The organism is Hydrogenophaga sp. T66 (assembly GCF_057219855.1).
Window position 1 is genome coordinate 93597 of the sequence record NZ_JBXVVX010000002.1, and the last position, 13155, is coordinate 106751.

Below are 13155 nucleotides of genomic sequence, written 5' to 3' on the forward strand. Positions count from 1 at the left end.
CCGGCGCGGATTGTAGGCGGCGCGTTGCTGCGGCCTTAGCCGGTCTTGCCGTGGCTGAGCGCATTGCTCACGAGTTTGGCGGTGACGTCGACGATCTGGATCATGCGCTCGTACGGCATGCGCTGCGGGCCAATGACGCCGAGCGTGCCAACCACCTGACCGTCCACCTCGTACGGCGCGGTCACGACCGAGAGGTCTTCGTAGGGCACGACCTGGCTTTCGCCGCCGATGTAGATGCGCACGCCATCGGCCTGGGCGGACACATCGAGCAGGCGCACCAGCTGGGTCTTCTGCTCGAACAGGTCGAAGAGGCGGCGCAGGTTGTCCATGTCGCTGGAGAACTCGCTCACCGACAACAAATTGCGCTCGCCAGCGATGACGACCTCATCCTGGGGCGCGGGCGGCTGCGCGCCGATGTCCATGGCGGCCTGCATGAGGCCGGCGATCTCGCTGCGCAGGGCGTCCAGCTCGGTCTTGAGCCGCTCGCGCACGGCTTCCATGGTGAGACCGGCGTAGTGGGCGTTGAGGAAGTTGGCGGCTTCAAGCAGCTGGGTCTGGCTGAAGGCCACCTGGGTGTGGATCACGCGGTTCTGCACGTCACCATCGGGCGACACGATGATCACCAGCACGCGCCGGTCAGACAGGCTGAGGAATTCAATGTGCCGGAACACCGAGGGCCGTCGCGGGGCCATGACGACGCCCACAAACTGGGACAGGCTGGACAGCATGTGGGCTGCGTGGCTGATGACGCGGTGCGGCGCACTGGCTTCCAGGCTGGCGCCGGCGATGTCGGCCACCGGGGCAACCAGCTGGTCGCGGCGCACGGTGAGCATGGTGTCCACGAACAGGCGGTAGCCGCGCGCGGTGGGGATGCGCCCGGCCGACGTGTGGGGGCTGGCGATCAGGCCCAGGTCTTCCAGGTCGCTCATCACGTTGCGGATGGTGGCGGGGGAGAGTTCCATGCCGGTGGCCTTGGCCAGGGTGCGCGAGCCCACGGGCTGCCCGTCGGCGATGTACCGCTCCACGAGGGCCTTGAGCAACGACTTCGCACGATCGTCCAGCATGCTGCGCATTCTACGGACGCGGTCTGCGCGAGCGGGCGCTCAGCGCCGCGCTTTCGTGGTTTTCCGGTGGTTTTCCCTGAGATCCGGACACCCCGCCGGCCGACCCGAACCGCCTCGGCTGCGTGTTGTAATCCCCCCATGTCCACCCCGCCCACGCCTGTCGCCACCCCGCGCGTGCCCGCCGGGCGGCCGCGCTTTGGTCACGTGGTCGTGGTGGGCAAGTACCACGCGCCGGGCTCCCGCGCGGTCGTGGAGTCGCTGGCGCATTTCCTGCACGACCTGGGTAGCGAGGTGTCGCTGGAGCGCCAGACGGCGGACAACACCGGGCTGACGCAGTACGGCGCGCTGGATGTGCCGACGATGGGACGGCTGTGTGACCTGGCGCTGGTGGTCGGCGGCGACGGCACGATGCTGGGCATTGGCCGCCAGCTGGCGCGTTATGGTGTCCCGCTGGTGGGCATCAACCAGGGGCGCCTGGGCTTCATCACCGACATCGCGCTGGAAGGCTATCGCGAGCCGCTGGCGGCCATCCTGCGCGGTGTCTACGCCGAGGAGGCGCGGGCGCTGATGGCGGCGTCGGTGTGGCGCGATGGGCGCTGTGTGTTTGAAGCGACGGCGCTGAACGACGTGGTGGTCAACCGCGGCGGCGTGGCCAGCATGATCGAACTGCGGGTCGAGGTCGATGGCCATTTCGTGGCCAACCAGCGGGCCGACGGCCTGATCATCGCCACGCCCACCGGCTCCACCGCCTACGCGCTGTCCGCCGGCGGGCCGCTGCTGCACCCGGCGATCGCGGGCTGGCTGATGGTGCCGATCGCGCCACACACCTTGTCCAACCGGCCGGTGGTGGTGCCCTGCCACAGCGAGATCGCGGTGGAAATCGTCTCGGGGCGCGATGCCTCGGCCCACTTCGACATGCAGTCGCTCACCAGCCTGCTGCACGGCGATCGCATCGTCGTGCGCCGCTCGGAACACGCGCTGCGCCTGCTGCACCCGGTGGGCTGGAACTACTTCGACACCCTGCGCCGCAAACTGCACTGGAACGAAGGGGCCTGAGCCCGCGGCGACAATACCGGCCATGAGCCTGCGACGCATTGCCCTCCGCGATTTCGTCATCGTCGAACAGCTGGAGCTCGACCTGCCAGCCGGCTTCGGCGTCCTCACCGGCGAGACCGGCGCCGGCAAATCCATCCTGATCGACGCGCTGCAGCTGGTGCTGGGCGCCCGGGCCGACGCCGGCGTGGTGCGCGAGGGAGCGCCGCGGGCCGACGTGGCGGCCGAATTCGACCCGCCCGCGGGCATCGGCGCCTGGCTGGACGAACAGGGTTTCAGTGCCGACGACGGCCTGCTGCTGCGCCGCACCGTGGAACGCGACGGCCGCAGCCGCGCCTGGATCAACGGCAGCCCAGCCACCGCCACCCAGTTGCGCGCGCTGGCGGATGCGCTGGTCGACATCCACGGCCAGCACGCCTGGCAAAGCCTCACCCGCACCGACGCGGTGCGTGACCTGCTCGATGCCTACGCCGGCGTGGACCGGGCACCGCTGACCCGCGCATGGGCTGCGTGGCGCGCCGCGCAACAGGCCCTGGACGACGCCATCCAGCGCCAGGCCACGCTGCGCGACGAAGCCGAGCGGCTGCAGTGGCAGGTGGGCGAACTCGACAAACTCGACCCCAAGCCCGGTGAATGGCCCGAGCTCAACGCGCAACACGCACGGCTCGCCAACGCCCAGTCCCTCATCGACGCGGCGCAGGCCGCCGTGGCCGCGCTGGACGACGACGAACCCAGCGCCAGCCATCTGATCCACCGGGCCATCGCGGCTTTGCAGGCGCAGGGCGCCGTGGAGCCGGCGTTCGCCGCCATCGCCGACACCCTCCACAGCGCGCTGGCGCAGGTGCAGGACAGTGTGCACAGCCTGCACCAGCAGTTGCGCCACACCGAGCTGGACCCCGACGGGCTGGCCGCGCTGGACGAGCGCCTGGCGGCCTGGCTGTCCCTGGCGCGGCGCTTTCGCCGCCCGCCCGAGGAACTGGCCGCGCTGCACGCGGAGTGGAAAGCGGCGCTGGCCTCGCTCGACGCCGCGCTCGACATCGACAGCCTGCGCGCGGCCGAACGCGCCGCAGCCTCCGCGCTCGGCCGGGCTGCCGCGGCGGTCAGCCGCCAGCGACAGGCCGCGGCGCCACGACTGGCCGCCGCCGTGACCGACACCATGCAAACGCTCGGCATGCAGGGCGGGCGCTTCGAGGTGGCGCTGCTGCCGCTGGAAGCGCCGTCGGCCCACGGCGCGGAGGCGGTGGAGTTCCGCGTGGCCGGCCACGCCGGCAGCACGCCCAAGCCGGTGGGCAAGGTCGCCTCGGGCGGCGAGTTGTCGCGGATTGCGCTGGCGCTGTCGGTGGTGACCAGCCAGCTCGGCCAGGCGCCCACACTGATCTTCGACGAGGTGGACGCCGGCGTGGGCGGCGCCGTGGCGCACACGGTCGGCGACCTGCTGCGCCGCCTCGGCCGCGACCGGCAGGTCCTCGCCGTGACCCACCTCGCGCAGGTGGCCGCCTGCGCCGACCATCACCTGCTGGTGAGCAAGCGGCTGGAGGGTTCGCACACCCGCAGCTCGGTCACGCCCATCGACGGCGAAGCGCGCGTGCGCGAGCTCGCCCGCATGCTCGACGGCAGCGACAGCTCCGACATCTCGCTCGCGCACGCCCGCGAGCTGCTCACGCCATGAGCGCCGCCGTGTCGCCCATGCAGCTGCTGCTGATCACCGGCATGTCCGGCTCAGGCAAGTCGGTGGCGCTGGCCGCGCTGGAAGACGAAGGCTTCTACTGCGTGGACAACCTGCCGCCGGAGCTGCTGGAAGCGTTTGTGGCGCTGGAACAGCAACACGGCGCCACGCGCGTGGCGATCGCCATGGACGTGCGCAGCGCCAGTTCACTGCCCAGCCTGCCCGCGCGGCTGAGCGCGCTGCGGGCGCGCACAGCCGAGGCCGTGCAGCTCACCACCGTGTTTCTCGACTCGACCACCGACACACTGGTGCGCCGGTTCTCGGAAACCCGACGGCTGCACCCGCTGTCGATCGGCCATGGCGCCGACGAGCAACGGGCGCTGGTCGAGGCCATCGAGCACGAACGCGAGATGCTCGCGGCGCTGCGCGAGCAGGCGCTGGTGCTCGACACCAGCCTGATCCGGCCCACGCAGCTGCGCAGCCAGGTCAAGGAACTGGCCAACACGCGCGGCACCGCCCTCACGCTGGTGTTTGAATCGTTCGCCTTCAAGCGGGGCATCCCCATGGACGCGGACTTTGTGTTCGACGTGCGCATGCTGCCCAACCCGCACTACGAACCCGACCTCAAGCCGCTCACTGGTCGCGACGCGCCCGTGGCCGATTTCCTCGCGGCGCAGGCCGACGTGCAACGCATGGAACAGCAGATCGCCGGATTCCTGCGCGAGTGGCTGCCCGGCCTGCTCCGCGACCACCGCAGCTATGTCACGGTGGCCATCGGCTGCACCGGCGGGCAGCACCGCTCGGTGTACCTCGCCGAACGACTGGCCGCATCGTTCGGCGCTCAGTGGACCACGCGACTGCGGCACCGCGAGGCCGACGGCTGGCCGCGGCCGGCGGGCCGCGGCTAGAGCGCTGCGTCGATCAGGCGTCGCACCGGCGCCGGCAGGCCGGTCTGCGGCAAGGCCGACCAAGCCACCCATTGCCCCGGCGCCGCCGGACCGCGGTCTGGCGCGGGATCGCCCGCATCGAACCACACCGGGTGCAGCCGCAGTTCCCGGTGGGTGAGGCTGTGAACGACCGCGTCGGCGCACCGCAGCGCGTCGCGGTGGACGGCGGGCACCGCCTCCCGCAAGGCGGTCTCGTCGGCGAACACCGGCGGACTGAACAAACCGGCCCAGATGCCCCGCTCCGGACGCCGCTGGAGCCACAGCGCCGGACGTCCCGCGCCGTCGGTACCCCGCCAGAGCAGCAGCCACCAGGCCTCGAAGCGGCGCACGGCACGGGCCGCCTTGACCGGGTAGCGCGTGGGTTCGCCGCTGGCGCGACCGGCGCACAGATCCGCCACCGGACACACGAGGCAGCGCGGGCGCGTGCGGGTGCACACGGTCGCGCCCAGGTCCATCAGCCCCTGCGTGTGCGCCGCCATGTCGCCGGGAGCGGGCCGCTGGGGCAGCAGGGCCTGGGCGGCGTCCCACAGGCGGCGGTGCGTGGCGGTCTGCGCAACGTCACCGTCCTCGGCCAACACGCGGGTGAGCACGCGCTTGACGTTGCCGTCGAGGATGGAGATGCGCTCGTCGAAACAGAAGGCCGCGATGGCGGCGGCGGTGGACGCGCCGATGCCGGGCAGCGTCTGCAGGGTGACAGCGTCCGTGGGAAAGCGCCCGCCGTGCTCGGCCACCACGGCCTGCGCGCAGCGGTGCAGGTTGCGGGCGCGGCTGTAGTAGCCCAGGCCGCTCCACAAGGCCATCACCTCGTCCGCCGGCGCATTTGCCAGCGACTCGACAGTCGGGAAGCGGCCCAGAAAGCGGTCGTAATACGCCAGCACGGTGGCGACCTGCGTCTGCTGCAGCATGATCTCCGACAACCACACGCGGTAGGGATCTCGCGTACCCTGCCAGGGCAAGCCATGACGGCCGTCGCGCCGCTGCCAGGCGATCAGGCGCGGGGCAAACTCGGCCGCCAAGGCCCGCGGCAGGGGAGCCGTCATGCCGGCGACGACGTCACGCCACCGCGACGTCGGCCGGCTCTTCGGCGGGCAACGCCAGCAGTTGGGCGGTCAGTTCGGCGAGCTTGGCATCGGTCTCGGCCAGACGTGCCTGCTGGGCCTGCAGTTCGGTGATGCGGTCGTCCAGGCCGCCGGCCGCCTGCTGGATGCGGGCGACCGCCTCGATGCGCCGGGTGAAGTTGCGACGCCGTTCGCGCAGCTGCGCGTCCAGCTGGGCAGCGGCGGACTTGTTCCAGATCTCGACCTCGTTGACGGCCGTGTCGTACACGGTGCGCAGCCGGCTCATCAGCGCACGCGACAGGCGCTCGGCAAATTCGGGTTGGGCCAGCCGCAGCGCATTGCCCAGGCTGAGGTACTGGAGGTGGCTCTTCTCGATCAGCGACACATCACGGATGAAACGGCTGATCTGCGGGGCGGCAGGCGTCTGAAGCGAGAAGCCGTGTTCGGCGTTGAGGTTCTTGAAGCTGCCCTCCAGCATGGACTGGATGTCCGCAGCCATGCGGTCAGCCTTTTCCAGGTCGGCGCGCAGGCGGCTGAACGTATCGTCGTACGCACGGCGCACGCCCAGCTTGATGCCCGGCTGCTTCAGCGCCTTGGCCAGCTCGGCCACCTCGGTTTTCAGGTGGGACGTCCCCAGCAGCGAGAACAGGTCCTTGAGCAGCCGCAGATGCACCGAGCGCACGGCCTGGATGCGCGCGCCGCTGGCGTCGAAGTCGGCCTGCTCCTGCTCGATGCGCAGCCGCATCTGCCGGATCACGCCGGCGTTCTTGCCGCGCAGACCCTCGAGTTCCTGAATCTGCTCGACGAGGTCGCGCGAGCGGGTGTGCACGCGACGGCTGGTTTCGGCCCGCAACGACTCGATGCCTTCGGCCACGGCCGCGCCGATGATGCGCCGGCGCTGCGCGAGCAGGTCTTCACCCAGCGCGGTTTCCAGCTCCATCAGGTTGCTCGCATCGAGCAGGTTCTGGTCGTTGCTGACTTTGGCCAGCAGGCCTTTTTGCGCCGACACCGCGAGCACCTGACGCGGCGACAGACCAAGGATCTCGGCAGAGTCGGTGCGCTGGGCGGCGATCTGGAGCTGCACCTGTTCGGAGGAACTCAGCGCGTCCCACAGCGTGTCGATCTTGTTGAGGACCACCAGCCGCGTGGCCTGGTGGTCGCCCTGGACGGCGAGGTGCTGGCGCCAGATGGCCAGATCGGACTTGGTCACGCCCGTGTCCGCACCGAGGATGAACACCACCGCGTGCGCCTGCGGCAGCAGGCTCACCGTCAATTCGGGTTCGGCGCCGATGGCGTTGAGTCCCGGGGTGTCCAGGATCACGAGGCCCTGCTTGAGCAGCGGATGCGCCATGTTGATGAGCGCGTGACGCCATTTCGGCACTTCAATCAGGCCATCCGCGCCGGGCAGCGGGTTGTCATCGGGCATCTCGTCGTTCCAGAAGCCGAGCGAGCGCGCTTCGTCCTGCGTGACGCGGCGCACTTCAGACACCTTCTGGATGGCCAGCGCCAGCTGCTGCGGATCGTTGACGTCGAGGTTCACGCGCTCCCAGCGGTCGGGCGCGTTGCGCCATTCCAGCAGGGACTTGGCCTGCAGGCGGGTTTCGATGGGCAGCAGGCGCAGGCAGGGCGGGATGTCGGCGTCGTAGCCCAGCTCGGTTGGGCACATCGTGGTGCGTCCGGCGCTGGCGGGCATGATGCGCCGACCGTAGCCCGCGAAAAAGACGGCGTTGATGAGTTCCGACTTGCCGCGCGAAAACTCGGCGACAAACGCCACCATGATCTTGTCGTGCTTCACCCGGTCGTGCAGCTGCTCCAGCCGCTCGCGGATCCCGGGCTCCATGAGGTCGTTGTCGGTCAGCCACTCGGACAGCAGTTTGAGTCGCAGTGCGAACTGCCGGCGCCAGGCGCCGTGCTGGTCGAATTCGTGGTTGAAGCTCATGTGGCGGACGATCCCTGTCGGTCGGTCAATATAGCACCGGCCCTGGGTTTTCCCCCGCCACCGGCCTTGCACATTTGCCCGGTTGTCCGGCCGCGAAAACCCGGCCGAGGCCCGCGGATTTCTTCAAGGTTTTTGGCAGGTGGCGCAGAAGAAGGTTGAGCGCTGCCCCTGCCGCAGGCTGCGGACCGGCTGGGCGCACACGCGGCATGGCAGCCCAGCGCGGCCATACACGTGGGCGTCGAGCTGGAAATAGCCCGACTGGCCGTCGGCGTTGCGGAAGTCGCGCAGCGTGCTGCCCCCCAGCGCGACCGCGCGGGACAGCACATCGACGATCGCGGCGTGCAGCCGGGCGGCGCGCGGACGGCTGATCCGGTCGGCGCGGGTGGTGGGACGGATGCCGGCCAGGAACAGCGCCTCGGACGCGTAGATGTTGCCGACCCCCACCACGATGTCGCCGGCCAGCAGCACCGTCTTGATGGCGGCGCGGCGCTGGCGCAGGGCGGTGTGGAAGGCCAGCGGGTCAAACCCCGCCGACAGCGGCTCCACACCGAGGCCTCCCAGCAGCTTGCGAGCGCGCGGGTCGTCGTCCCCGTCCGCATACACCAGCGCGCCAAAGCGGCGCGGGTCGTGCAGCCGCAAGGTGCCCGCGCTGGTGTGCAGGTCGACGTGGTCGTGCGGGCCGGGTGGCGGCAAGTCGCGGTCAAAGCGCACGCTGCCGGACATGCCCAGGTGCAACAGCAGCAGCCCGGCGTCCAGACGGATCAGCAGGTACTTGCCGCGGCGCTCGACACCCGCAATCCGCCGGCCGGCCAAGGCGCCCGCGTCCACGCCCAGCGGCCAACGCAACGGCTTGCCCAGAGACAGCGCCCGCACGTCGGCGCCCGCGATGCGGTCGGCAAAGCTTTGGCGGGTGACCTCAACCTCGGGCAATTCGGGCATGGAAGGCTCAACAAACACACAGGGGCAAACCGGCGCCATTATCATGACCCGATGAACCGATTGAAGCCTGGATGCGGCGCGCGCTTAGTCGCCCTGACCCTGAGCGCCGGCGCCACGTTGGCCGTGGCCCAGGCCCCCGAGCCCGTCGCAGCGCCCGCCCCCGCCGCTGCGGTCAGCAACTCGGCGCTCAATGCGCCGTTGTTCTACCAGTTGCTGCTCGGCGAAATCAGCGTCCGCGGGGGGGACCCGGGGGCCGGCTACTCCCTGATCCTGGACGCCGCGCGCCGCCAGAAGGACCCCGCGCTGTACCGACGTGCGGTGGAGGTGGCGCTGCAGGCCCGCTCCGGCGACGCAGCCCTGGCCGCCGCCCGCGCGTGGGCGCAAGACCTGCCCGGCTCTCACGAAGCCGACCGCTTCGTGCTGCAAATCCTGCTCGCACTGGGCCGCATCGGTGAAACCGGCCCGGTCCTGCGCGACCTGATCCGCGACACCGCCGCCGGCGAGCGCAACGACCTCATCAACGCGATCCCGCAGACCTACGCCCGCGCGCCCGACAAAGCGCAGGCGGCCGCGGTGGTCCGCGAAGCGCTGGTGCCTTCCTTGCAACAGGCCCCCACCACGGCGGCGGCGTGGACGACCATCGGGCGCATGGAACTGGCTCAAAACCAGCTGGCCACGGCGCTGGAAGCCGCCCGTGCCGGCCACGCCGCCGAACCCGCCTCGCCCTACCCCGCGCTGCTCGCGCTGGAATTGCTGGAACGCGGCGAAATCCAGGCCGAACCGCTGATCCTGCGCCAGTTGCAGGCCAGCAACCGCGCCAGCGCCACCGACACCGCGGTCGCCCTGAACTACGCCCGGCTCCTGCTGGACCTGCAGCGCAGCGGCGAGGCCCGCACGCAGCTGGAAGCGCTCACCGCGCGCCAGCCCGACCTCTCAGAGGCCTGGCTTCTGCTGGGCTCCCTGCAACTGCAGGGCAACGCCCTCGATGCGGCCACCCGCTCGCTGGAGCGGTACATGGCGCTGGTGCGGCAAGGCATTGATGAGCGGGGTGGCCGTGGTCTGACCCAGGCCTATCTGATGCTGTCGCAGATCGCCGAGAAGCGGGGCGACCTGACGGCGGCGAACGCGTGGCTGGACCGCATCGAGACCCCGGAAGACATGCTGGCCCTGCAGGTGCGGCGTGCCTCGCTGCTGGGTCGCCAGGGCAAGCTGGCCGAAGCGCGCGCCCTGCTCCGGAATTTTCCCGAACGCCGCCCGGACGACGCGCGCCTGAAGCTGCAGGCCGAAGCGCAGCTGCTGCGCGACCTGAAGGCCTACGACCAGGCCTACGCGGTCTACGGCGAGGCCTTCGCGCGCTTCCCGACCGAGTTCGACCTGCTCTACGACCAGGCGCTGGTGGCTGAGCGCGCCGGTCGGCCCGATGACATGGAGCGCCTGCTGCGCCAGCTCATCGGCCTCAAGCCCGATCACCACCACGCCTACAACGCCCTGGGCTACTCGCTGGCGGACCGCAACCTGCGGCTGGCGGAGGCCAAAACCCTGATCGAAAAAGCGGTGTCTCTCGCGCCACTGGATCCGTTCATTCAGGACAGCCTCGGCTGGGTCGAGTTCCGTCTCGGCAACCTCGAGCGGGCGCTGACCATCCTCCGCGCCGCCTACGCCAAACGGCCCGACCCCGAGATCGCCGCCCACCTGGGCGAGGTGCTGTGGGTCAAGGGTCAGCGCGACGAAGCGCTGAAGATCTGGCGCGAAGGTCTGGTCCAGGCGACCGACAACGAAGTGCTGCAGGAAACCTTCAAACGCCTGCGCGTCAAGCCGTGAACCGCCGGCACGCGATCCACGCGGGCGCCGCCGCCGGGTTGAGCCTTTGGCTGGCCGGCTGCGCCACCGCGACCCGCGAGCGCGCCGCTGGCAGCTTCAGCGGACGGCTCGCACTGCGCATCGAAACCGAGCCGGTGCAGGCCTTCAGCGCCGGGTTCGACCTGATCGGTGACGCCGCGACGGGCAGCCTTACCCTCAGCTCGCCGCTGGGCCAGACGCTGGCCGTCGTCCGCTGGTCGCCGGTGCAGGCCGAGTTGCAGCGCGGGGAGGAGCGCACCCGACGCGGCACGCTCGACGAACTGACCACGGAACTCGCGGGCACCGCGCTGCCCGTCACGGCGCTGTTCGACTGGCTGGCGGGTCGCGCCACGGCGGCCGCCGGTTGGCGCGTGGACCTCAGCCGACACGCCGAAGGCCGCCTCAGTGCCGAACGCACCGAACCCGCCCCGCGCGCCGAACTGCGACTCATCCTCGCGCCATGACCACCCCCACCCCGACCCGGTTCGACGGCGTGCCGGCGCCCGCCAAGCTGAACCTGTTCCTGCACATCACCGGCCGGCGCGCCGACGGCTACCACGAGCTGCAATCGGTCTTCATGCTCACCGACTGGTGCGACCGGCTCGATCTCGCGCGCCGGGACGACGGTGCCATCCAGCGCATCGACGCCTCGCCCGGCCTGACGCTGCCGGCCAACGATCTGTGCGTTCGGGCGGCGCGGGCGTTGCAGGCAGCGACCGGCTGCCGCTTCGGCGCCGACATCGTGTTGACGAAGCAAATCCCCGCGGAAGCGGGCCTGGGCGGTGGCTCCTCCGACGCGGCCAGCACGCTGCTCGCGCTCAACCGCCTGTGGGGCACGGGCCTGCGGCGCGCCGACCTGGCCGCCATCGGCCTGTCGCTCGGCGCGGATGTGCCCTTTTTCATCGGCGGCCAACACGCCTTCGTGGAGGGCGTCGGCGAGCGCCTCACGCCGCTGAAGCTGCCGGCCGCCCGGTTTTTGGTGGTCAAACCACCCGCCGGCGTGTCCACGCAACGCATCTTCACCCACCCGGACCTCAAACGGGACACAAAAACTGCTATACTCCAAGGCTTTGCTGCGAACGACACCGCAGGCGCCCAAGGTGAGTGGATTGCGGACTCGATGGCCCATGTGCTGGCCGCCGGTCACAACGATCTGCAACCCGTGGCCCAAGCGCTCTGTCCTGAAATCGGTGATGCCCTGAAGTGGCTCAGCGACCAAGGGTTGCAAGGCCGCATGAGCGGATCGGGTTCGGCGGTGTTCGCGCTGCTGCCAGAAGACTGGACGCCCGAGCGCCTGACGCCGGCGCCCGAATTCTGGGTGGTGCGGGTTTGCAGCAATGGGGATGCGCATCCCCTGGCCGACTGGTGCCGCGATTGATCCGACCGGATCGTCCCACCCGCCGGCCGCAGGCGATGCGCAACCTGCGACAATTTCGGTGATCGTTGTGGCTTCGGCCCGACGGTTTCCTGCGTAGGGGAGTCGCCAAGTTGGTTAAGGCACCGGATTTTGATTCCGGCATGCGAGGGTTCGAGTCCTTCCTCCCCTGCCAAACCTTTTGACAGTCGTTGAACAACGGCCCGAGCCGCCCGCAGCCCCTGCAGGGCGGCTTTTTCATCGCCGACGCGAAGCTGGGAACACCATGCAAGTTCAAGCCCCGGATTTCATGATCTTCACCGGCAACGCCAACCCGGTGCTGGCCGCCGAAATCGCCCAGCACCTGGGCACGCAGCTCGGCGCGGCCAACGTGGGTCGCTTCTCGGATGGCGAGGTCACTGTCGAGATCACCCAGAACGTGCGCGCCCGCCACGTCTTCGTGATCCAGTCGACCTGCGCGCCGACCAACGAGAACCTCATGGAGCTGCTGATCATGGTCGACGCGCTCAAGCGCGCCTCGGCCGAGCGCATCTCCGCCGTCATTCCCTACTTCGGTTACGCCCGCCAAGACCGCCGGCCGCGCTCCGCGCGCGTGCCGATCTCGGCCAAGGTGGTGGCCAACCTGCTGCAGACCGTTGGTGTCAACCGCGTGCTCACCATGGACCTGCACGCCGACCAGATTCAGGGCTTCTTTGACATTCCGGTCGACAACATCTACGCGTCCCCGGTGCTGCTCGGCGACCTGCGCCAGAAGAACTACGAGGACCTGCTCGTTGTCTCGCCCGACGTGGGGGGTGTGGTGCGCGCACGGGCGCTGGCCAAGCAGCTGGGTTGCGACATGGCCATCATCGACAAACGCCGGCCCAAGGCCAACGTGTCCGAGGTCATGCACGTCATTGGCGACATTGAGGGACGCAACTGCGTGATCATGGACGACATGATCGACACCGCCGGCACGCTGGTCAAAGCGGCGGAAGTGCTCAAGGAACGCGGCGCGAAAAACGTCTATGCGTACTGCACGCACCCGATCTTCTCCGGTCCCGCCATCGACCGCATCGCCAAGGGCAGTGCACTCGACGAGGTCGTCGTGACCAACACCATTCCCTTGAGTCAGGCCGCGCAGGCCTGCCCGAAGATTCGCCAGCTCTCCGTGGCGCCGCTGATGGCCGAGACCATTGCGCGCATCGCCTCGGGCGAGTCGGTCATGAGTTTGTTTGCCGACCAGGACAACCTGTTCTAAGGCAGCAAAGAGCCGGTCGCCCACCCTCGCGGGCA

General features: G+C 69.8%; 11 protein-coding genes and 1 tRNA gene. 8 read left to right on the forward strand and 4 right to left on the reverse strand.

Going from position 1 to position 13155, the window contains the following annotated elements; genetic code table 11:
* Positions 1 to 35: 35 nt before the first annotated feature.
* On the reverse strand, positions 36 to 1064 hold the full coding sequence (gene hrcA, locus AC2D80_RS09420) for a heat-inducible transcriptional repressor HrcA (RefSeq protein WP_484632757.1): 1029 nt from the start codon (positions 1062 to 1064) through the stop codon (positions 36 to 38).
* Positions 1065 to 1202: 138 nt separating this feature from the next.
* On the opposite strand from hrcA, the gene AC2D80_RS09425 reads away from it, so the two are divergent.
* The 3 genes from AC2D80_RS09425 to rapZ are packed head-to-tail and all read left to right on the forward strand — an operon-like array spanning position 1203 to position 4691.
* Entirely contained in the window at positions 1203 to 2120 is a 918-nt protein-coding gene (locus AC2D80_RS09425; RefSeq protein WP_484632758.1) for an NAD kinase, read from the forward strand.
* 22 nt (positions 2121 to 2142) lie between these two features.
* Complete coding sequence (recN, locus tag AC2D80_RS09430) at positions 2143 to 3786, forward strand: DNA repair protein RecN (RefSeq protein ID WP_484632759.1); 1644 nt, start codon at positions 2143 to 2145, stop codon at positions 3784 to 3786.
* Entirely contained in the window at positions 3783 to 4691 is a 909-nt protein-coding gene (gene rapZ, locus AC2D80_RS09435) for an RNase adapter RapZ (RefSeq protein WP_484632760.1), read from the forward strand. The genes recN and rapZ overlap by 4 nt, the downstream gene beginning before the upstream one ends.
* Here the strand turns inward: rapZ and mutY are convergent.
* From mutY to mutM, 3 genes are all read right to left on the reverse strand, one after another.
* The gene (gene mutY / locus AC2D80_RS09440) at positions 4688 to 5770 is read right to left on the reverse strand and encodes an A/G-specific adenine glycosylase (RefSeq protein WP_484632761.1); all 1083 of its coding nucleotides are present in this window, start codon (positions 5768 to 5770) and stop codon (positions 4688 to 4690) included. The two genes, rapZ and mutY, sit on opposite strands and share 4 nt — an antisense overlap.
* A gap of 13 nt (positions 5771 to 5783) precedes the next feature.
* The gene (locus tag AC2D80_RS09445; RefSeq protein WP_484632762.1) at positions 5784 to 7727 is read right to left on the reverse strand and encodes a dynamin family protein; all 1944 of its coding nucleotides are present in this window, start codon (positions 7725 to 7727) and stop codon (positions 5784 to 5786) included.
* 123 nt (positions 7728 to 7850) lie between these two features.
* Positions 7851 to 8666: a bifunctional DNA-formamidopyrimidine glycosylase/DNA-(apurinic or apyrimidinic site) lyase gene (gene mutM / locus AC2D80_RS09450; protein WP_484632763.1), complete on the reverse strand. Its 816-nt coding sequence runs from the start codon at positions 8664 to 8666 to the stop codon at positions 7851 to 7853.
* A 51-nt stretch (positions 8667 to 8717) separates the two neighbouring features.
* Here mutM and AC2D80_RS09455 point away from each other — a divergent pair, with 51 nt between their 5' ends.
* The 5 genes from AC2D80_RS09455 (at position 8718) to AC2D80_RS09475 (ending at position 13120) form a co-directional block, all read left to right on the forward strand.
* Entirely contained in the window at positions 8718 to 10487 is a 1770-nt protein-coding gene (locus AC2D80_RS09455; protein ID WP_484632764.1) for a tetratricopeptide repeat protein, read from the forward strand.
* Positions 10484 to 10969, forward strand: coding sequence for a lipoprotein insertase outer membrane protein LolB (locus AC2D80_RS09460; protein WP_484632765.1), 486 nt, complete (start codon positions 10484 to 10486; stop codon positions 10967 to 10969). The genes AC2D80_RS09455 and AC2D80_RS09460 overlap by 4 nt, the downstream gene beginning before the upstream one ends.
* The gene (ispE, locus tag AC2D80_RS09465; protein ID WP_484632766.1) at positions 10966 to 11883 is read left to right on the forward strand and encodes a 4-(cytidine 5'-diphospho)-2-C-methyl-D-erythritol kinase; all 918 of its coding nucleotides are present in this window, start codon (positions 10966 to 10968) and stop codon (positions 11881 to 11883) included. The genes AC2D80_RS09460 and ispE overlap by 4 nt, the downstream gene beginning before the upstream one ends.
* Positions 11884 to 11978: 95 nt before the next feature.
* Positions 11979 to 12055 (forward strand) — tRNA-Gln (locus AC2D80_RS09470).
* A 90-nt stretch (positions 12056 to 12145) separates the two neighbouring features.
* A complete protein-coding gene (locus tag AC2D80_RS09475; protein ID WP_484632767.1) occupies positions 12146 to 13120 on the forward strand; it encodes a ribose-phosphate pyrophosphokinase in 975 nt (324 codons plus the stop codon).
* Positions 13121 to 13155 lie beyond the last annotated feature (35 nt).

What these genes read in the sequence shown, in the direction of transcription:
- hrcA (WP_484632757.1), bottom strand. Translation starts at nt 1,064, where the DNA reads ATGCTGGACGATCGTGCGAAGTCGTTGCTCAAGGCCCTCGTGGAGCGG.
- AC2D80_RS09425 (WP_484632758.1), top strand. Translation starts at nt 1,203, where the DNA reads ATGTCCACCCCGCCCACGCCTGTCGCCACCCCGCGCGTGCCCGCCGGG.
- recN (WP_484632759.1), top strand. Translation starts at nt 2,143, where the DNA reads ATGAGCCTGCGACGCATTGCCCTCCGCGATTTCGTCATCGTCGAACAG.
- rapZ (WP_484632760.1), top strand. Translation starts at nt 3,783, where the DNA reads ATGAGCGCCGCCGTGTCGCCCATGCAGCTGCTGCTGATCACCGGCATG.
- mutY (WP_484632761.1), bottom strand. Translation starts at nt 5,770, where the DNA reads ATGACGGCTCCCCTGCCGCGGGCCTTGGCGGCCGAGTTTGCCCCGCGC.
- AC2D80_RS09445 (WP_484632762.1), bottom strand. Translation starts at nt 7,727, where the DNA reads ATGAGCTTCAACCACGAATTCGACCAGCACGGCGCCTGGCGCCGGCAG.
- mutM (WP_484632763.1), bottom strand. Translation starts at nt 8,666, where the DNA reads ATGCCCGAATTGCCCGAGGTTGAGGTCACCCGCCAAAGCTTTGCCGAC.
- AC2D80_RS09455 (WP_484632764.1), top strand. Translation starts at nt 8,718, where the DNA reads ATGAACCGATTGAAGCCTGGATGCGGCGCGCGCTTAGTCGCCCTGACC.
- ispE (WP_484632766.1), top strand. Translation starts at nt 10,966, where the DNA reads ATGACCACCCCCACCCCGACCCGGTTCGACGGCGTGCCGGCGCCCGCC.
- AC2D80_RS09475 (WP_484632767.1), top strand. Translation starts at nt 12,146, where the DNA reads ATGCAAGTTCAAGCCCCGGATTTCATGATCTTCACCGGCAACGCCAAC.